At 53.0% G+C, this 19,974-nt stretch carries 13 protein-coding genes and 1 rRNA gene; 6 read left to right on the top strand and 8 right to left on the bottom strand.

The annotated features are described in order from the left end of the window. Positions 1 to 59: 59 nt before the first annotated feature. The 5 genes from KTH_RS26725 to KTH_RS26705 all read right to left on the bottom strand — a co-directional run bounded on the left by KTH_RS26725 (position 60) and on the right by KTH_RS26705 (position 5,380). Complete coding sequence (locus KTH_RS26725; RefSeq protein WP_111324325.1) at positions 60 to 668, bottom strand: TetR/AcrR family transcriptional regulator; 609 nt, start codon at positions 666 to 668, stop codon at positions 60 to 62. A 357-nt stretch (positions 669 to 1,025) separates the two neighbouring features. Next, complete coding sequence (locus tag KTH_RS26720) at positions 1,026 to 1,262, bottom strand: helix-turn-helix domain-containing protein (RefSeq protein WP_111324326.1); 237 nt, start codon at positions 1,260 to 1,262, stop codon at positions 1,026 to 1,028. A gap of 488 nt (positions 1,263 to 1,750) precedes the next feature. Further along, the gene (locus KTH_RS26715) at positions 1,751 to 3,442 is read right to left on the bottom strand and encodes a peptide ABC transporter substrate-binding protein (protein ID WP_170142759.1); all 1,692 of its coding nucleotides are present in this window, start codon (positions 3,440 to 3,442) and stop codon (positions 1,751 to 1,753) included. Between the two features lie 116 nt (positions 3,443 to 3,558). Further along, positions 3,559 to 4,737 (bottom strand): hypothetical protein, encoded by a 1,179-nt coding sequence (locus tag KTH_RS26710; protein ID WP_137686185.1) that lies wholly within the window; start codon positions 4,735 to 4,737, stop codon positions 3,559 to 3,561. Continuing rightward, positions 4,718 to 5,380 carry a sigma-70 family RNA polymerase sigma factor gene (locus tag KTH_RS26705; protein WP_170142760.1) on the bottom strand — a complete coding sequence of 221 codons (663 nt, stop codon included), beginning with the start codon at positions 5,378 to 5,380 and terminating at the stop codon, positions 4,718 to 4,720. Before KTH_RS26705 ends, KTH_RS26710 begins: the two co-directional genes overlap by 20 nt. A 461-nt stretch (positions 5,381 to 5,841) precedes the next feature. Between KTH_RS26705 and KTH_RS26700 the strand changes: the two genes are divergently transcribed. Further along, positions 5,842 to 6,705: a DUF1028 domain-containing protein gene (locus KTH_RS26700; RefSeq protein ID WP_497621942.1), complete on the top strand. Its 864-nt coding sequence runs from the start codon at positions 5,842 to 5,844 to the stop codon at positions 6,703 to 6,705. Positions 6,706 to 6,711: 6 nt separating this feature from the next. Here KTH_RS26700 and KTH_RS26695 read toward each other — a convergent pair whose 3' ends face one another. Both KTH_RS26695 and KTH_RS26690 read right to left on the bottom strand, forming a co-directional pair. Further along, complete coding sequence (locus KTH_RS26695; RefSeq protein ID WP_497621940.1) at positions 6,712 to 7,278, bottom strand: RNA 2'-phosphotransferase; 567 nt, start codon at positions 7,276 to 7,278, stop codon at positions 6,712 to 6,714. A 72-nt stretch (positions 7,279 to 7,350) separates the two neighbouring features. After that, positions 7,351 to 9,156: an FAD-dependent oxidoreductase gene (locus KTH_RS26690; RefSeq protein ID WP_497621938.1), complete on the bottom strand. Its 1,806-nt coding sequence runs from the start codon at positions 9,154 to 9,156 to the stop codon at positions 7,351 to 7,353. Between the two features lie 420 nt (positions 9,157 to 9,576). Between KTH_RS26690 and hutU the strand changes: the two genes are divergently transcribed. The 4 genes from hutU (at position 9,577) to queG (ending at position 14,930) form a co-directional block, all read left to right on the top strand. Then, positions 9,577 to 11,274 (top strand): urocanate hydratase, encoded by a 1,698-nt coding sequence (hutU, locus tag KTH_RS26685; protein ID WP_497621936.1) that lies wholly within the window; start codon positions 9,577 to 9,579, stop codon positions 11,272 to 11,274. A gap of 329 nt (positions 11,275 to 11,603) precedes the next feature. Further along, a complete protein-coding gene (locus KTH_RS26680) occupies positions 11,604 to 12,644 on the top strand; it encodes an ABC transporter ATP-binding protein (protein WP_497621934.1) in 1,041 nt (346 codons plus the stop codon). Further along, positions 12,641 to 13,693 (top strand): ABC transporter permease, encoded by a 1,053-nt coding sequence (locus KTH_RS26675; protein WP_497621932.1) that lies wholly within the window; start codon positions 12,641 to 12,643, stop codon positions 13,691 to 13,693. Before KTH_RS26680 ends, KTH_RS26675 begins: the two co-directional genes overlap by 4 nt. 4 nt (positions 13,694 to 13,697) lie before the next feature. After that, positions 13,698 to 14,930, top strand: coding sequence for a tRNA epoxyqueuosine(34) reductase QueG (gene queG, locus KTH_RS26670; protein WP_497621930.1), 1,233 nt, complete (start codon positions 13,698 to 13,700; stop codon positions 14,928 to 14,930). Between the two features lie 241 nt (positions 14,931 to 15,171). Here the strand turns inward: queG and KTH_RS26665 are convergent. Beyond that, positions 15,172 to 18,149 (bottom strand): 23S ribosomal RNA (locus KTH_RS26665). 576 nt (positions 18,150 to 18,725) lie between these two features. On the opposite strand from KTH_RS26665, the gene KTH_RS26660 reads away from it, so the two are divergent. After that, entirely contained in the window at positions 18,726 to 19,640 is a 915-nt protein-coding gene (locus tag KTH_RS26660) for a hypothetical protein (RefSeq protein WP_497621928.1), read from the top strand. Positions 19,641 to 19,974: the final 334 nt, after the last annotated feature.

Raw genomic sequence — 19,974 nt, 5'->3', positions numbered from 1 at the left:
CCTTTGCATACCCGCCATTATTAATTAACCAGTTAATTAATAAATGACACAAAAATGGACTACCGGGGCAATAACCCCTGTAACGTCACGTCTAGAATAGAATCTACAAGCTGTTCCCGCGTATATTGGAGCGCCTGGGGATCGTGAAAAATGTGGCGCCGCAATACTGAGCCTATAACACACCCCATCAACGTTTGAGCAGCCAGACGTGGATCTGCTTTGCGGATCTTCCCAATGCTCATTTGCCGCTCAAAATAAGAGCTTAAAAAAGTGATCTCCTCATCAATAATGCCAGAGCCAACCGGCTGCATGGCCGGGTTATAGAGTATTTCCGGTAACACCGTTCGCACAATCTTGATAAACTGCTCGCCCTCAATGATATGCAACACATTCAGCAGCAGCGACCGCAAAAACACCTCGGGCGGCTGCTCAAGCTCTGTAGGAGAGGTCGCCCGAACAACGCGCAAGGGAGAACGCTCATTGATAATCGCCTGCAATAACGCCTCTTTACTCTCGAAGTAATGATAAATCAGCCCGGGCGTAATGCCAGCTTCGAGGGCAATGTCCTTGTTGGTTGCCCGGCTATAGCCCTTGTGAGCAAAGACATTCATTGCAGCATCTATAATTTGTTCGCGTCTATCTTCAACAACTTTTGGTGTTCTCGCCATTTGCGCCGCTCCAGGTTGTTAATTGTTCGATCAATTAAAGTATAGCACCGGGCAGAGAGAGACGTCAAGGTGAGCAGGAAGGGGGAATAGAAGCGGCATTGCCCCGGGCTGCCCATTCCATAAACCGCACCTGTTCACCACCAGCTTCCCGGTTCCACACCTGCGTTTATGCTTCCCCGCTTCCATCCAATGCAGCCTGTTAGCAAACCGTGATTACCACAAAGAGGATGTAAATGATATATATAATTGCTCAGGGCTCCTCAGGAGAGGATGCCCTTTTATCGGGTACTCAACTTGATTGTTTCTATAGGGGGAACCCCCCACTCGTTCGCTTCAAGTGACGTTCAACATCGGGTGTCATGAAATAGAACGAGACAAAGAGACTAACTCAAAGGTCGGAACTTCGAGCACACGAGCCAACATCCGCAGATGATAGGGCTGTGCCTGTACGCGACCGGTTTCAAGGGAAGTAATAGTATCCCGGCGTAAGCCAGTAAGATCGGCCAACTGACCGAGGCTCAAACCTCTACGCTGACGCAGGATACGGAGGTTAGGGAGACCACGAGAACGTGTCTTGGAAAGCATTTGCTTCATATTCCTCTCCTTTGAGGTCGGGATCTACTTCATCGTCAACATTGCCAACGAAGTGTCTGAAATGGAGAACATATGAATTCATCCATTATTCAGACGTATCCCTATGACTACCCATAGCATACCAGATGACAAGGGATATTGTCCAGTAACAGCGTGTAGCATCTCACACCATCCTGCTGGTATCCGGGAGTCCCCTCAACAACTAATAGCGCCAGTTTGTTTCAGCTACTCATAGTGTTTTACGTCGCAAGCCGGATAAAGGTTGCAGCCATAAAAAAGCGATCCAGGATACCCACCATCAGAGCCCCCACTGTAGACCCGCACCACTTCTTAACATCAACCCCCATAACTTGGATGGCTTGTCCAACAACACTCTCCACTAAAAGATATCGCAGCAATAAGCAAAATGTGACAAAATTGTTTATTGCTGCGACATCGTAGGCCCTGTTTGCTGTCCGTTAGTAGTTATACACGGGTCCGGTTAAATCTCAGTTAGAATCTACCCACCAATCTGCAATATTCCACAAATTGAGAACAGGATCTGCGTGCGGCATTACGTTTCTGGTTCCCATGCGCACAAGCATTCTGTTCTCTTCGCTATAGAGCGGAACCGTATAGACCTGCTCGGCGACACGATGGAGAAAGCGCTGATAGGCCGCCTTCCTCGCCTGAAAGGTTATCGCGGCGCGTCCCTGCTCAAGCGCCGCATCAAGCTCTGCATCGCGTACACGTCCATAATTCAGCGCCTCTGGATGCTGTACTGAGGGAACCTGTGACGAATGAAAGACCGCATACTGATCGTCGGGTTCTGGCCCGAGAGAAGAGGCAAAGAGCGCCAGATCAAAGGCCCCGCTTGCCAGCACACCGCCCCGCGTTAACCCACCGAATAGCTTCCCCGCACTGACATAAACCGGCTCAAGCTGAATACCGATCGCCCGAAAAGCCTGCTTGATGGTCTCTACAAGCGGCCTGCGCTGCGACGTCGTCACCAGGCGCAATGACAGCGTTTCCTCTCCCCGCCGGAGCAGGCCGTCTGGACCTTGTTTCCAACCACTTTCAGCCAGTAAATGGAGCGCGCCTTGCTGATTGTATGGCACGCCTGGTAATGATGGATCAGCATAGAGAGAGGGGGGCGGCTCAACCTGGTTCACCCGCCGTGTACAATCGTTCTGTTTGAGCTGCTTCTGAAGCAATGAACAGACATCCAGCGCGGCCTGAAGCGCTTTCCGGACTCGAAGATCCTGCAACAATGGCTTTTCCAGGTTAAAATCAAGGTGTTCATACGAGGCTGCCCGTATCGTCATCTGCTGCATCTGTGCGCCGCCCGGCGACAATGCGCCCTGAATGACCGTCACCGTGCCAGCCTGAAGCGCTCTCTGCATGGCAGCCTCATCAGAGTATACCTGATAGATCAGGCGCCTGAGATAGGGACCATGAAAGGTCGAAGACGCATATCGCTCATGGGGAACCAGCACATAGCGTTCCGTCCCTTCAACATGATCCAGCTTATAGGGTCCGCTGGTCACTGCCGGATACTGAATCACGGTTTTGGTATTCTGTAACTCGATCGGGGGGAGCTTGCCCCACACATGTTCAGGGGCGGCATAGGGAAGATAAAAAAGGTAGGGGCCGAACGGGCGCTTCAGGTGTAACACAACCGTATACCGATCGGGCGTCTCGATGTCCGCGATCATATCATAACCACCAGTGATGGTGGCACCCGTCTCCCGCTGTTGATTCAGGCGCCACCAGAAACGAAAATCGCCCGCCACAATAGGCTCGCCATCTGACCAGAACAGGTCCCGCCGCAGATGCAGAATGACCTTTTTACCGCCATCCTGTACGCCCCCATTTTCTGGCAGCGGCACTTCAAGCAATTGGTCGGGGAGAACATGAAACTGCCGATCAAATACCACGGGGCGTCCCCAGAGAGCGGAATTCAGCGTGAAATCACCAGCAGTACTGGCAAAAAGTGGATTCGGCGCTGCGGGAGCATCAAGCGTCCCAACCGTCACTTCTCCGGTCCGAGCGGGAGCAGGAGTAGCCGTATAAGAGCCCAACAAGGGAGAAGAGACAGGTGAGGGCGTATAGGGAGGCGGGTCCATGCAGGCGGATACACCCACAAGAACCCCGAGCAGAAGCCCAAGCGAGAAGAGTTTCTGCCAGAGAGAGCAATGCACGCTAAGACCTCCTCCATGAGAAAAGAGCCAACAACAATCGTTGCTCTCACTATACATACAAAAAGGACGCCATTGCTACATGGCGTCCTGATCGCATGCATTCCCTTGAAAGGATATTAGCGGACCCTGTTAGAAGGGTACGGTGGATAGTCTGGCGGTGGGACAATCAAATACGGACCGTCAGAACTATCCGAATCAACCAGTTGTGCGTTTTGCATCCAGGATGGATAATCAAAGGTCTGCCAGATATGATTGAAGGGAGCGTTGTACCGCAAAGCCGCCTCAACATCGAACGGCTTTAAGTTCTCTGCAATCGAGACCAATCGATCCTGGGTTACTCCATCACGAACGTCGCCCTGAATCCAGAAAATGACTCCATTTTTTTCAAAAATAAGCTCGGAATATCCGTTATATACCCATTTATGAGCATTAGAGTCCTGCAAGGGCATCCATTTGCCATTCACAATAATAGCGGCTTTGCCATCAGGGCCCACCTTTAGCTCGTGAACCGAGCCAAGCGAGACACTTTGTACCACCTTGACACGGGGCTTAAATTGCCAGATGGCAATTTCACCCACGCCATGTGGCTTGATGCCCGGGCGGTTATACGTTGCCACCAGTTTCAGGATCGGACCATCAGTCCACTCCTGCCCGGGTCGCTGAATTAAACTCACGCTTTCGGTGTGGAAATTGGGTGGCCATTCAAAAGCATAATAGAAAGGGAAGTGGAGTAACCGCTGCACGTCAGGCAGACTGAGATGTTCGGGTTCATCAGTTGTCTTATGTTCTGATTGATGTGATACCTCCGTTTGAGGAGTGTGAGACTGAACCACGCCGGTGTGAGGACCAACAAATAGAAAGAGTAAGCCATTCGCAAAGGCATTGCCGGTAGCAAGCATTGATACCAGCATAAATAACAGACAGGCCATCCCAAAGGCGACCAGAGAGCGATGGAGATGAAGGGGTGGAAGCAACGAAGGAAGCCGCCACCTGTTTCGTTTAGCAGAGCGAAAGAGTCGACGTCGCAACTTTAATCGACGGAAGACACGCGCTTGTGTTCTTTGCTCTAACCCCCTGGGTGCCTCCTGATACCTGGTATTATCGGCATCCAACAGTGTTTGAGCAAAATAGGGAGGCAATTCATCCTGATCAGCAGGAAAGAGCGTGCCCAATTCTCGGGCAAAAGCAAGGTCTTCTTCTGAAAAGTCCTCAGGAAGTCCCTGAGCCCGCAGGCACGAATCAAGCCAGGCGTCATCGTCGTTGTGCAATCGTCTGTCAAATTCGCTCATACTCATGTGCATGCTCCTTGAGCGCCTCACGTAAGCTTTTCCGCGCTCGCCAGAGACGAGTATCTACTGCATGCCGGGTCAGTCCGGTCTTGGCAGCCAGTTCCTCGGTACTGGCGAATCTGAAATACCGCTGATAGATCAAGTAGCGGTCCAGCTCAGGCAACGTCGCCAAGGCAAGGCGCAGTTCTTCGCGCCTTTCACTTTGCTCTAGCAGATGTTCCATACTGGCTTCAGGATGTGGGGGAAGAGCCACTCTGCTCTCGTGTTCATAGCCCCAACCAGAAGACTTACGGCCACCGCCATCTGACGAGTTCCATTGACGATTCTCATCAGCCGATTGCAAATTATGGGCCTGTCGTCGACAGAGTTGACGTCGACGATCCAGGGCGATATACTTCGCCCGCATGGTCAACCAGGTACGCAGTGTGCCGCGGCTGGCATCGAAGGTATCAATCTCCTGCCAGACGGCGACAAAGAGGTCATTGACACATTCCTCTGCGTCCTGAGCGACGCCGATACCGTCTAAGACGATACGGATAAAATAAAACACTTCACGCGAATACCGGGAGATGAGAGTTTCCAAAGCGTCCGGGTCACGTTCATACAGCCGTCGGGCAAGGTCATCATCTGACCAATCATGTCGCACCATCTTCGCTCCTCGAAGACCTGTGTACATCTTGACTTTCGGGCAAGTCCGCCCCTGAAAAGAACCACCCAGACTACTTAAGACCTGCCGAGGAGGAGGAAAAGTCGAAGATATACCTGATCCAATGGTACACTCGCCTTTCCATGTATATACGTCGATCAAGATGTATATCTCTCATGGAAAAAGGCTTTTTTCAATTTTGCGTAAAAGATAGACAAAAGTCAAGAGTTTCTATCCACGAAATTGAGCATCCGGTTCTAAAAATCGAGTACTTTCCTGTTTTTTCCGCCTGCATCACTCCCCCCAATTGGGCCAGACACACGGAGAGAACCCGAATGTATAGGCGGTGCTGTGTATTAAGAACAAACGTCCTGCTATGATCTCCCTTCTTCCTGTATCTCTTTCTATATTTGCATGCTATAATAGCACCATATTCTTATTTCGTACATGGGGGGTTTTCGTAAATGACATACTCAATTGTTGCCCGTGATCCTCAAACTGGCGAGCTAGGGATAGCTGTTCAATCACGCTTTCTCGCCGTTGGTTCCGTTGTTCCCTGGGCAAAAGCAGGAGTAGGAGCCATTGCCACCCAGGCTTTTGCGAACACCAGCTATGGACCGGAGGGACTGGCCTTGCTGGAAAGCGGTCTTTCTCCTCAGGAAACGCTGGAACAGCTTCTCCAGCGCGATGCGGACGCCGCTGAACGACAGGTCGGCATTGTGGGAGCAACCGGCACACCAGTGACCTTCACCGGTGAACATTGTTTTTCCTGGGCAGGCGGCAAAACAGGCGAGCACTACGCCTGTCAGGGTAATATTCTTGTCAGCGAAGAGACCGTGCTTGCGATGGCTCATACCTTTGAAACAACTGAAGGTCTGCTCTGCGATCGACTGCTTGCGGCCCTGGCCGCGGGTCAGGCTGCCGGAGGAGACAGCCGCGGCCAACAATCAGCCGCCTTGCTGGTCGTGCGAGAAAAAGGCGGCTATGGCGGTTTTAACGATCGCTTTATCGATCTCCGCGTTGACGATCACCCCACTCCAATTGAAGAGCTCAAGCGCCTGCTTCAGTTGCATAAACTTTATCTTTTCCCTCCTGATCCTGCCGATATCCTTCCCATTGACCAGACGATTGCCCATCAGCTTCAAATCATGTTACAGGCCACTGGCGATTATCACGGTGAGCTTACTGGCGTCTATGATCAGGCGACACAGGAAGCATTCGAGCATTATATTGGACGTGAGAATCTTGAGGAACGCTGGTTCAAAGATCAGCACATTGATCGCGTCGTACTTAACTATATGAAAGAGCACATCCAGATCGTCAAATAAGCGCCATCAGGCTCTCTGTTTCCGGGCTTCAGGAGGAAATTCAAGATAACGTGCCGGGATCGGATCGGAGAGCCAGATAGCGTCATTGCCAGGTGCAAAGAAGATTCCATCTTCATAGGCCGCTCGTGAGCGCACCACAAGCAGCACCGGGGTAGAGGTACGGCGGAGCGCCACCATGCGAGCAGTCTCACGCTCCTCGGAGAGGTGAACATACTGCCTTCTCATTGGACGCAAGCCCTGTACCTGAATGATACGAGCCGCTTCGGGAGTTGTCCCGTGATAGAGCAGTGTGGGAGGAGGAGCCGCTTCACGCTGTATTTTCGCGGGGAGGGAATGGCCATAATACGCTCTGATCCTGCCATCTCGAAGCTCGAAGCGTTGCTTATCCGCGTTCGCCATCACCATATGTATAGTATCTTCTCCGATATGGCGCCATTCCGCACGTCTCTTTCGCAGCGCCGCAAGCAAAGCATCCAGCGAGACCCACCCTTGCACATCAAGCTGTAAGCCAAACTCATCGGGATGGTGTCGCAAAGCGTATGAGATTGTTTTACTCAGGCGTTTCAGATCCATTACGCACCCTCATTTCAGACAAAGAAAGGGCACTTCTCAAGAGAGAAGCACCCTTTCCCGCGCATTCTTCTTTTAGACATTGAGTACCGGGATCTTGGAGACACTCCAACGCTTGTTCGGGCTGGAGACCTCGAACTGGATCATAGAGATTGCATCTGTCGGGCAGCGCACAACACAGAGGCCACACCGGATACACTTCTCTTCATCGATGATCATATCGGCACCACCGCGCCAGGTCTCGGTTCCCTGATGCATCGGATCGCCCTTCACCACGCGCGAGAGGCCTTCCATGCTGATACAGTCATAGGGACAGATATCGACACAGCCAGAACAGAGAATACAGATCGAGGGGTCGATCATAATATTCAACTGACACTGCAAACAGCGTCTCGCCTGTACCACAGCCTCCTCTGGGGAGTAACCGATTTCGGTTTCGCGTGTATGGCTGTAGCGATCCTTCAACGGCAGCGAAGGAATTAGCTGATGTGGAATGGACTCATAGTTGTCGACCATACCACGGCGATAGTCGGGTAGCTCAATCTCGACTGGAGGTTCAGCCGGGATATCCTCACCACCAAGATAGCGGTTAATCGCACCAGCAGCATCGCGTCCGTCACCGATCGCGGAAATCAGGTTACGAGCGCCCTGAGTGTAGTCACCGCCGGCGAAGAGGCCAGGGTGGCTTGTCATCCAGGTCTCATAATCGATCAACGGCACGCCCCATTTGTTCACCTCAAGCCCGAGTTCCTCGGCCTGAAGCCAGGAGGTGTCGCTATACTGACCGAAACAGGGCACCACCGTATCAACCTCAATCTCAAACTCGGTTCCAGGGATTGGAACCGGGCGGCGGCGACCGCTGGCATCGGGGTCACCAAGCTTGTTACGGATAAAGCGAATGCCACTGACATGGACACCATCCTTTGAGGTGACTTCGGTCTGCGAAACGAGGTACTGGAACTCAACGCCTTCCAGCTTCGCCTCATCAACCTCGTACTCATCGGCGGGCTGCTCTTCTTCGGAGCGGCGATACATAACGTAGACCTTCTCCGCACCAAAGCGAATCGCGGTACGGCAGCAGTCCATAGCCGTAAAGCCAGCACCGATAATGGCCACCCGCTTGCCGATAAAGGCAGGCTCACCGAAGTTCGTCTTATCCAGCAGCTTAATGCCGTCTTCGACGCCGAAGAGGTCTGCGCCTTTCACCACTTTCCCATCAGGGCCGGTCATCGGGTTCGGGATGTAACAGCCAGCACCGATAAAGACCGCATCATATTCTTTCAGCAGATCAGTCAACTGAACGTCACGGCCAACCCGGGTATTGTATTTCACCTCAACACCCAGATCCTCCATGTACTCGTCACACTCCTCGCGAGTGATCTCACGCGGCAAGCGCCATACAGGAATACCGTTGATCATCACGCCGCCAGCGACCGGATACTGCTCATAAATGGTGACTGGATAGCCCATTTCACGCAGATCGCGGGCACAGGCCAGACCAGCCGAGCCGGCGCCAACAATCGCAACCTTTTTATCTTTCGTAATAGGAGGAGGATCGGCATGATGGCGATATTCGCGATGGTCGGCTGCTGCACGCTTCAGCCAGCAGATCGCGATCGGTTTTCCATCAACCTTGTTACGACGACACACCGGCTCACAGGGACGCGCACAGGTACGACCGAGGACACCGGGTACGACGTTCGCTCTGCGGTTCAAAAGATAGGCTTCGTCAAAGCGGGCCTGAGAGATCAGGCCGATATAGGTGGCGACGTCCGTATGTGCTGGACAGCCAACCTGACACGGTATATTTGTTTGATACCAATCTGGCGTTGTAATTACAGATTGATACCTGGGTTCCAATTCGCTATCGGGATCAATCATAGAGCTAAGTCCTTTCCTGAGCAACCTGCGCTTCTACCCTCTTAGCTACGGTCTGAGCACGTGCAACAGGGGAGACATGAAGGCCTACCCCTCGCGGGCGGCCCCTTTGTTTATTGCTAAATAGATTTCGCAGTGTAACAGGCACTGCACAGAATCAATAATTGCTTCTATTTTCGGTACGTTATAAGCACATGCAGAGCTACTTTTCCTCGTCAGATTATAGCATACGGCGTTAAGACCAAACAAGGTAGAAGCAGGCAGCAAAAAGGTATTCCGAGAGACCAATGCGAGAACAACAATAGCCCTGGCTTACCTCTGACGGAGATTCCTTCTTCGGCATGGCCCATCGCGCCCGGATACGGTATACTCATTACAGACTTCGCATTTTACAATCCATCCAGAAGAAAGGAACAGAAAGCTATGCCCAATAATGGACAGGCATCTTCAGCAAAGACGCCGAAGACGTCAGGACCACGTACGGTACACGCGCCTCGCGGCACCACTCTGAGCTGTAAAGGCTGGCAGCAGGAAGCTGCCTTGCGCATGCTCATGAATAACCTGGACCCGGAGGTCGCGGAGCGCCCTGATGATCTCGTGGTCTACGGAGGAGCGGGACGCGCCGCTCGTTCCTGGGCGGCCTTCGATGCTATAGTACGTTCCCTCCAGCAACTTGAGAATGATGAAACTCTCCTCGTTCAATCCGGGAAACCGGTTGGTATTTTTCGCACTCACCCCGATGCGCCCCGTGTGCTGATTGCTAACTCAAACCTCGTCCCCCATTGGGCCAACTGGGATGAGTTCCGCCGTCTTGAGGCGCTTGGCCTGACAATGTACGGTCAGATGACTGCGGGATCATGGATCTATATTGGCTCTCAGGGCATTGTGCAGGGTACCTATGAGACCTTTGCTGAAGCCGCACGCCGCCATTTTGGAGGATCGCTTAAAGGGAAGTTTGTCCTCACCGCAGGCCTCGGCGGTATGGGTGGCGCTCAGCCACTTGCCTGCACAATGAATGGGGGCGTCTGTCTGGCCGTAGAGGTCGACGAAAGCCGTATCCGCCGTCGTCTCGAAACAGGCTATTGTGACGAGATTGCAAGCACACTCGATGAGGCGCTGAACCAGGTTCGCGAAGCCTGCGGCCAGGGGCAGCCACTCTCTATCGGCCTGATTGGGAATGCCGCTGAAATTTATCCTGAACTGGTTCGTCGGGGGATCATCCCGGATATGGTAACTGACCAAACGTCGGCTCACGACGCACTCAATGGCTATATTCCCGCTGGCTACACGCTCGAAGAGGCAAATAAGCTGCGCGAACGCGATCCACAGGAGTATATCAAGCTGTCTCGCGCCTCTATGGTCACTCACGTACAGGCCATGCTGGAAATGCAAAAGCGCGGCGCTGTTGTCTTTGACTATGGCAACAATCTGCGTGGTCAGGCATTGGAGGCCGGAGAGAACCATGCAATGGACTTTCCGGGCTTCGTTCCTGCGTATATTCGCCCTCTCTTCTGCCGCGGCAAGGGACCATTCCGCTGGGTCGCCCTCTCTGGCGATCCTGAGGACATCTACCGCACCGATGAGGCGCTGATGGAGCTCTTCCCGGAAAATGAGTCTCTGCATCGCTGGCTCAAGATGGCCCAGAAAAAGATTCACTTCCAGGGCCTTCCCGCCCGTATTTGCTGGCTTGGTTATGGCGAACGCGATAAGGCGGGGCTCAAATTCAATGAGCTGGTCGCAAAAGGGATCGTCAAGGCTCCTATTGTTATCGGACGTGATCATCTTGATAGTGGTTCGGTTGCTTCGCCCTATCGTGAGACGGAGGCGATGAAAGACGGCAGCGATGCCATTGCGGACTGGCCGTTGCTCAACGCGATGCTGAACACCGCTTCAGGCGCAACCTGGGTCTCACTCCATCATGGCGGAGGTGTCGGTATTGGCTACTCCATTCATGCTGGACAGGTCATTGTCGCTGATGGAACACCGGAGGCCGCCGCACGCCTGAAACGTGTGCTGACCAACGATCCCGGAACCGGCGTGATGCGCCATGTCGATGCCGGTTATGATGAAGCAATTGACTGCGCCAGGGAGCTTGGTGTGCAGATTCCTATGCTCGACTAAAAACCCACTTTATAGCAGCAGGGAGGACAGTTCTTGTTCTCCCTCCTTTTATACTTATTTCTCGGTGAACTGCATTCTATCTCTTTCCTGATGATATATACAAGAACCATGTAACGCCACACGCCTTCTTTTCCTTTTTATTCTTCTACATTCTGTGCCCTTTTGACATAAGAATGACTTGCCAGGAACAAAGAAACCATGCATACTAGGCACATACACCGTAACGAACCGCTAGTCAGAAAGTGTCAGCACACAACACATTGTGTGTACTGCTTTCCAGGGACAAGGAGCTATAAAGAGAGCTTATGTCATCCCTTTACGATAGAGATGTGATTATTCGGACAGATAGATTAACCAAAGCATTCGGGAAGCTTGTTGCTGTGAACGATCTGCATTTGCAGGTTATGCGAGGCGATGTCTTCGGTTTCCTCGGGCCAAATGGCTCCGGCAAAACAACGACGATCCGTATGCTACTTGGCCTGATTCGCCCGACAGCGGGCCGGGCCATCCTCTTTGGCATGGATACCGCCCTTCAGCTCTCGGATATTTTGCAGCGGGTCGGCGCGATTATTGAAACGCCCGTCTTTTATCCCTACCTTTCCGCGCTCGACAATCTGCGTGTGACCGCGGCCGCCTCCGGGATGATGTCGGGAAAGTCAAACGATCGCCGCCTTGCCGAAGTGCTCGACATCGTTGACCTGAGCGCTTATCAGAAGCTCCCGCTGCGCAAATACTCGTTAGGCATGAAACAGCGTCTCGGCATTGCTGCGGCTCTGTTACATGACCCAGAACTGGTGCTACTGGATGAGCCAACAAACGGACTCGACCCAGCGGGTATGGTTGAGATTCGGCGGCTGATTCAGCGCCTTGCGGCATTGGGAAAGACAATCTTTCTTTCGAGCCACATCCTGAACGAGGTGCAGCAGGTCTGTAATCGGGTTGCCATTTTACGAAAAGGGAACCTGATTATGCAGGGAAATGTCAATGAACTGCTTCAGGGCAATGAAGAGATAGAGCTTCGCCTGAACACAGCAGAAGAGTGCCAGCAAGCGCTTCAGCTCCTTGAAAAGGCCCGGCAAGAAGATTTGAACTGGATTTCTTACGTCCAGCAAGTGCCCGAAAAGGATACCATGCTCATACTGAAAGCGCCAGCAAGTCATTCATCCGCAATCAATGCGTATCTGGCAAGGCATCAGCTTTTCGCAGCCGAACTACAACCGCGAATCGGCAGTCTGGAAGATCTCTATCTGGAACTGACAACCCCCACAGCTGGCACAGGCCATACTGGCATGGAGGCCCTGGCGAGCGGTCCTATCAAGCGCGTCGTTCCTTCAAAGAAATCAGGGGAAGGGAAGAAAGAAGAAGTATGACAGCACAACCACCAGCTCGCACCAATCCTCCAGCCCTCATTCGCCGGGATACTGTTGTGATGGGACGCGCAGATTATCTCAGTACGGTGCTGCGTTTAATCGGAGTTGAACTGTATAAATTTCGACGGCGTCCCATGTCAAAGGTGCTGCTGCTTATCGGTATCCTCTCTATGATCATCAGCTTTGCCTTTAAAGGGGGACCGGCGATTTTTCTGGCTCATACGCCAACTCGAAACCTGCTACCGCCCGACTGTTCAAGCGTCGAAACAACCATTGATTGTTTGAACCATGAACCCACCCGAGAAGAACTGAATCTGGCAGAGGCGGAGAGACAGCACCGATTGCAGGAATATGCCAGCCTGCTCAGCCTGCCAGGCTCAATCGAAGGAGTCACTCAAACCATCCAGCTTGTTGAACTTATCCTTTTTATTATTCTGGCTGGAACAATTGTCGGGGGCGAATACAGCGTAGGCACTGTGCGCCTGATGCTCACCAGAGGGCCAACACGCACACAATTCTTCCTCGCGAAAGTTGGTGCAATCCTGATCTATGCCATAGTGGGAGTCGGCATTCTCTTTGTGGTTGGTATTCTCTCAAGCGTGGTGCTTTCGATGCTGGCAAACATTCCCCAGAGCCTTGCATTTCTCTCCGGGCCGTGGTTGTTCAATTGCTTCCTCTATATTCTTGCCACGATCCTCTATACCTTTACCTACTGCATGCTTGCGCTCTGTCTGGGAACCCTGGGAAGAGCCACCACAGCAGGCGTCGCAGGCGCGCTCGTCTGGTGGGTCGTGGAAAGCGCCATACAGAGTATCATCCTGAATCTCCCGAATTTTCATGGTATCATAGGAGCAGTTCTAGAAGTACTCCCGGGCTATTTTATGGCAAATAATCTCGCAGCACTGATCCAGAATCGCTCATCGTACCTTTTCGGGAATCAGCCGTCGCCGTTTCCGGACCTGCACGCGCTCCTGGTGGTTGCCTTCTATCTGGCACTCTTCCTTCTTCCAGCGTGGTGGGCCATCAGGCGACGAGATATTACGAATTAACACTATGTTAGATACACAGACTATCAAAGAACAAGCATACGCGCTTGGTTTCGATATAGCAAGGGTGACAACTGCACAGCCCTTTCCAGAGGCTAAAAAGGTCATCAAAGAGCGCATAGGACGCGGCCTGATGGATGGTCTCTCCTGGTTCACAGCCGAGAGGGCAGATGTCTCCTGTCATCCCGAAGCGCTTTTGCCTACAGCGCAATCTATTATCTCTCTGGGCATGGTCTACCTGACGGAGATGCCTGAAGATGCACATGAAGGCACACCCCGAGGACGAATCGCTCGCTATGCCTGGGGAGATGACTATCACGATATCATAAAGCCCAAACTCAAGCAGTTTGCCGAATGGCTGCGCGAATACGCTCGTTCAGAGGTCTCGCGGGAGGATTTTGAAACGCGCCTCTTTGTCGATACTGGACGCATGGTTGATCGTGCGGTGGCCCAACGGGCCGGGCTTGGCTGGTATGGCAAAAACACCAACATCCTTACCCACGGTTGGGGCTCATGGCTCTTTCTCGCTGAGATCGTCACGAATTTGCCTCTGACCCCAGACGAGCCGCTCAAGGCGAACTGCGGAAACTGTGAGATCTGTTTGCATGCCTGCCCGACCGGCGCGCTTCCCAACCCCTATGAACTGGATAACACCCGCTGTATCTCGTTTCTGACAATTGAGCTACGGGGCAGCATTCCCTTAGAACTGCGTCCGCTTATGGGGACATGGATCTTTGGCTGTGATATCTGCCAGGAAGTCTGCCCGGTTAATAAAGTAGCAGAGCGACGACTAGGTGTTCGTCAGGAAGGGCAGAAACAGATGATCGCAGTTGATAGCATCACCCGCAGAAAGAGCGGCCCATTCCAGCCACATCAGGAGTATCGCGTACGTCCGACAGTCGGCAGTACGCCTGAACTCCTCCCACTGCTTGAGCTGAGTGAGGAAGAGTTTCGTGAGCGTTTTCGTCGAAGCCCTATTAAACGAACCAAGCGCCGCGGCTTATTGCGCAACGTTTGTGTAGCGCTAGGCAATATCAGAGATCCACAGGCAGTCCCGGCGCTGATCAAGGCGTTGCATGATGATGAGCCGTTAATCAGAGGTCACGCCGCCTGGGCACTTGGCCAAATCGGAGGCGAGCAGGCAACCAATGCCTTGCAGGAATGCATGCAGACAGAGGAAGATAGTGAGGTGCAAAAAGAGATCCGTTGTGCTCTCACGGAACTGGTGGCTTCCTCTTAATAAGGAGGAAGCGCCTTTGTTCTTTGTACACAACAAAAAACCACCGCTACGTTTTTGTAGGGTGGCAATTGTCAGTTATCACATGCGCAGTATCTAAAGGCGATGACATATGGTTCATCGTTTTTAGAAACTTTACTACACCTGAAAAAGTAGTTACCTCAATTTTGCCGAACTGTCATCGATGCTGCACCCGCTCGGGCACCTTCCTCTGCACCACCTCCCCTCACCTGCGAGGCTACGATTCAACAAGCCGTTCGACTATTAGTCCCGTTCCGCTTCGCCTGTTACCAGACGTCCACGCACGGTCTATCTACCAGATCTTCTTTCTGGGGTCTTGGCTCCCTCCTCTCAGAGAGAGCGGGAAGACTCTTCTTGGGGTCGGCTTCGCGCTTAGATGCTTTCAGCGCTTCTCCTTTCTTGACGTAGCTACTCAGCTCTGGCCCAGGCAGGCCAACTGACGCACCAGCGGTCAAGCCATCTCGGTCCTCTCGTACTGAAGATGACTCCCCTCAATCTTCCTGCGCCCACGACGGATAGAGACCGAACTGTCTCGCGACGTTCTGAACCCAGCTCGCGTGCCGCTTTCATGGGCGAACAGCCCAACCCTTGGGACCTACTCCAGCCCCAGGATGCGACGAGCCGACATCGAGGTGCCAAACCCTGCCGTCGATGTGAACTCTTGGGCAGGATCAGCCTGTTATCCCCGGGGTAGCTTTTATCCGTTAAGCCACACTCCTTCCACTCGGGAATGTGGGATCACTAAGCCCGACTTTCGTCCCTGCTCGGCCTGTCTGCCTCGCAGTCAAGCTCCCTTCTGCCTTTGCACTCTCTTCGGGTGATGTCCATCCACCCTGAGGGAACCTTTGGACGCCTCCGTTACCCTTTGGGAGGCGACCGCCCCAGTCAAACTACCCGCCTGACCCTGTCCGCATGCCAGCTTATGGCTCACGCGTGAGAAACAAAACACAACGAGAGTGGTATTTCACTGCTGCCTCCCCCTCCCCCACAAGGAAGGGTTCTCCGGCTCCCACCTATCCTACGCACGTCCTGCCTCGTTTCCAGGCCAAGGTGTAGTAAAGCTCCACGGGGTCTTTTTGTCCTGTCGTGGGAAACCCGCATCTTCACGGGTACTTCAATTTCGCCGAGTCCTCTGCCGAGACAGTGCCCAACTCGTTGCTCCTTTCGTGCGGGTCGGAACTTACCCGACAAGGAATTTCGCTACCTTAGGACCGTTATAGTTACGGCCGCCGTTCACCGGGGCTTAGATTCATGGCTACGCTCACCACTCCTCGTAACCTTCCGGCACTGGGCAGGAGTCAGCCCCTATACTTCCGCTTTCGCGTTCGCAGAGACCTGTGTTTTTGGTAAACAGTCGGTTGGGCCCATTTCTTGCAGCCTGCTCACCCCCGTGCCTCTCAGCACGAAAGCTACTCAGGCCCCCCTTCTTCCAAAGGTACGGGGTCATTTTGCCGAGTTCCTTAGCAGAGGCTCCCTCGATCACCTGGAGAGACGTCTCCCTGCCTACCTGTGTCGGTTTGCGGTACGGGCAGAGCTCGATCTCGCTAGAGGCTTTTCTTGGCGGCATGGGGGCCGATGACTTCCGCACCCTCTTCGGGCGCTCGGCCCTGCTGTCACGCTCGCTGTGGCCGGGATTTTCCTCGTCCACGCGCTTCAGACAGGGCACCCGTCCTGTCCATTCGACGGGCTCACCTTCCTGACCGCGTCCCCCCTTCACTCAAACGATCTGCTCTGGTGCAGGATTGTCCTACCTGCTCTCCATCGCCTACGGCTTAACGCCCTCGGCTTAGGTCCCGACTAACCCTGGGACGATTGACGTTGCCCAGGAACCCTCAGGCATTCGGTGTATCTGGTTCTCACAGATATAACGCTACTCATTCCGGCATTCTCACTTCTTTTCCCTCCACCAGTCCTCACGGTCTGGCTTCTCTGGTCAAGAACGCTCCCCTACCATTGATCTCATAAGAGATCAATCCACAGCTTCGGTAAGATGCTTGAGCCTCGGTACGTTGTCGGTGCCAGTTCACTCGACCAGTGAGCTATTACGCACTCTTTCAATGATGGCTGCTTCTAAGCCAACATCCTGGCTGTTATTGCGCACTGACTCCCTTTCACACTGAGCATCTTTTAGAGACCTTAGCTGGTGGTCCGGGCTGTTTCCCTTTTGACGACGAAGCTTAGCCCCCGCCGTCTCACTCACAGGGACGCACTCGTGGCATTCGGAGTTTGATTGGGTTTGGTAACCAGCACTTGGCCCCTAGCCCATTCAGTGCTCTACCTCCACGAGGGTTCTTGCCTGTGGCTGCACCTCAATGCATTTCGGGGAGAACCAGCTATCTCCGTGTTCGATTGGCATTTCACCCCTACCCACAAGTCCTCCCCCAGTTTTGCAACACTGGTGGGTGCGAGCCTCGACGAACTTTCACATTCGCTTCACTCTGCTCATGGGTAGCTCACACGGTTTCGGGTCGGTTCCTTGCCACACACTGCGCCCTCTTCAGACTCGGTTTCCCTCTGGCTCCCCTTCTTTACCGAAGGTTAACCTGCGACAACGAACCACTCGCCGGATCATTCTACAAAAGGCACGCCATCAGTCCTTGGTCCTCCTTGAGGACAGTGACCTCTGACAGCTTGTGAGTACGTGGTTTCAGGGTCTCTTTCATCCCCCTCTCGGGGTGCTTTTCACCTTTCCCTCACGGTACTGGTTCACTATCGGTTGCCAAACGTGTTTAGCCTTGGAGGGTGGTCCCCCCAGCTTCCCACAAGGTTTCACGTGCCTCGTGGTACTCAGGATCCCTGCGCTTGCACCGCCGCCGTTCTCTACGGGACTCTCACCCGCTCCGGTCAGGCGTTCCAGCCTGTTCGAGTAGCGATTGTGCAAGGGAGTGCAGGTCCTACAACCCCACCCGTTCCGAAGAACGAATGGTTTGGGCTCTTCCCGGTTCGCTCGCCACTACTACGGGAATCTCGGTTGATTTCTTTTCGTCGGGTTACTGAGATGTTTCAGTTCACCCACTGCCCTCCACCTTGCCTATGGGTTCAGCAAGGGGTATCCAGACATCACTCTGGATGGGTTGCCCCATTCGGATTCTCAGGGCTCATCGCTTGGATGCAGCTCCCCCTGAACGTTTCGCCGGTCTCCGCGTCCTTCATCGGCGTTTGGCACCTGGGCATCCACCTCGTACTCTTGTGCGCTTGTGTGCAATCTGTGCTCTCTTGATGATGAGGTGTTCGTGGTCCTTCGGACTGCGTCCTCCTGGATGCAGACCGATGACCTTTTCAGCAAAATTGAAGTAACTACTATTTTCAGTTGTAAGTGTGCTCTGATTTTCTGTTTTCGCTCCGCTCTCAGCGGCGCGAGGATAATAATGCCACACTTTTCATTCCTTGTCAACAGTTTTTTCGCCGAATTTTCAAAAGAGCAGCAAGGGGATCTGCATATTAGCCTGATAGTACCAAATCGACGCGCATGCACACGAGAAATGCGCATGAAACCGCGACGCTTCATCTATAATATATTTGTATTGTTTTTCGCACACTGTGGGTTTGTTAGTGTGAAAGGGACCGGTATGTTAGTCAGGAACCCCACGCCTGAAGGCGGGGACTTGTGTGCACAAGTCCAAACCTGACCGGCCTCAAGAGTCACAATCATAGAGATTGACGAGGCCGATATCCTCGCAAACAGTGGCTCGAACGAGCGAGGTTTACCAGAGGAAAGGGGTTCACTCTTTCCTTCCCATGCCTCAAGGCAGGGGGCTCCAGAAGTGGAAGGGTTTTATGAAATACTTTTTCTGGACTGCTTTTGCGGTCTTTCTCGCGGCCTCTATCCCTCATGTGGCCTACTTCTTCGCCTCCTTTGAGCCTTCAAACGGCCCTGAAGGTGTCTGGTGGTGGGCAGTCAGCTACGCGATTGCCATCAGTATTGATGTCACGGTCTACCTGCTCTCCTGGACAGCCTTCCAGCGTTATCGCAAATATCGTACCTGGCGTGCAGTCTGGCAACATTGGCTTCTCATCTTGCTCTGCACCGTGTTCTCGTGGGCAGTTAACTGGGCCTATGCCAAGCAATTTCATAACACCAACATGCTCAGTGCAGCGGAGAGTACCGCCCCCTGGCTTGCCCATGTGTTCCCATTTATGGCCAGCTCCTTTCCGCTCCTGGGCATTGTGTACACAATGATGGCAGAGACAATCACGGAAAGCGCGGCCGAGGAAAAACGGAAGAAGACCTTTGCCGGATTGCCAGGCCGACAGGAACCCCACCTTCCGATTGCCAGTCTGCGACGTGCCCTCTCCAGCGGCTCACGCCTGACCGCAGCAGATCTTTTGAGTGGCAAAACAGCGGTGGAAATGGCATCCAGCACCGACGACCTGGAGCCTAACCGCCCCATCACCGGCCATTTTGTTGCAGTTGAAGAGAAGAGCAAGTCACATCGTGAGAAAGAACAGCCCGTCGTCTCGATTCATATGGATAGCGCCCCGGATAAATTGCAAATGACAATAGAAGCGCTAAAAACACAACCAAACATGACAGACGAGGCATTGGCAGAATACCTCTCCCTGAAAAGGCCAGCGAGTGCCCGTTTCTGGCGCTTAAAAGCCATCGAGATTCTGAATGCACCCCAGCATGAACAATTAGCCTCCGCAACCGCATCCACAAAAGTTGTTAGTGGAACTGGCGCGAAAAGATAAACTTGACGTTCATAAAACGTAATGATACAATATTCGGAGTGTGGTGGTGAAGCATGGAACAGGCGAATCATCAATAGAGATGGTGGTGGAAAGAAGACACACCTTGACATAGGAAGGGAAAGTGTCATATCCTCCACATGAATGGAAATCAATGTGCATATTCATCTCAGTAACGCGTGTCTGACAGCGTTCACTGAGTTATCCCGTAAGGGAATAGAAAGAAAAGGATGCACGCGTTCTTCCACAGCTTCTTTATGGGCAGAAGAACAAGTGTGTCCCTCCGTTGTTTGCTAACGGTCTGACAATGGTGTCTGATCGTAATACACTCACAGTC

It is taken from the genome of Thermosporothrix sp. COM3, from assembly GCF_059696735.1.
Note: the sequence above shows the minus strand (reverse complement) of the source record. Positions and strands in the feature narration are given on the sequence as shown.

Bases quoted from the DNA above. Each gene is read 5' to 3' on its own strand.
- KTH_RS26700 (WP_497621942.1), top strand. From the start codon at position 5,842: ATGACATACTCAATTGTTGCCCGTGATCCTCAAACTGGCGAGCTAGGG.
- KTH_RS26660 (WP_497621928.1), top strand. From the start codon at position 18,726: ATGAAATACTTTTTCTGGACTGCTTTTGCGGTCTTTCTCGCGGCCTCT.
- KTH_RS26705 (WP_170142760.1), bottom strand. From the start codon at position 5,380: ATGGTGCGACATGATTGGTCAGATGATGACCTTGCCCGACGGCTGTAT.
- KTH_RS26695 (WP_497621940.1), bottom strand. From the start codon at position 7,278: ATGGATCTGAAACGCCTGAGTAAAACAATCTCATACGCTTTGCGACAC.
- hutU (WP_497621936.1), top strand. From the start codon at position 9,577: ATGCCCAATAATGGACAGGCATCTTCAGCAAAGACGCCGAAGACGTCA.
- KTH_RS26720 (WP_111324326.1), bottom strand. From the start codon at position 1,262: ATGAAGCAAATGCTTTCCAAGACACGTTCTCGTGGTCTCCCTAACCTC.
- KTH_RS26690 (WP_497621938.1), bottom strand. From the start codon at position 9,156: ATGATTGATCCCGATAGCGAATTGGAACCCAGGTATCAATCTGTAATT.
- KTH_RS26710 (WP_137686185.1), bottom strand. From the start codon at position 4,737: ATGAGTATGAGCGAATTTGACAGACGATTGCACAACGACGATGACGCC.
- KTH_RS26675 (WP_497621932.1), top strand. From the start codon at position 12,641: ATGACAGCACAACCACCAGCTCGCACCAATCCTCCAGCCCTCATTCGC.
- queG (WP_497621930.1), top strand. From the start codon at position 13,698: ATGTTAGATACACAGACTATCAAAGAACAAGCATACGCGCTTGGTTTC.
- KTH_RS26725 (WP_111324325.1), bottom strand. From the start codon at position 668: ATGGCGAGAACACCAAAAGTTGTTGAAGATAGACGCGAACAAATTATA.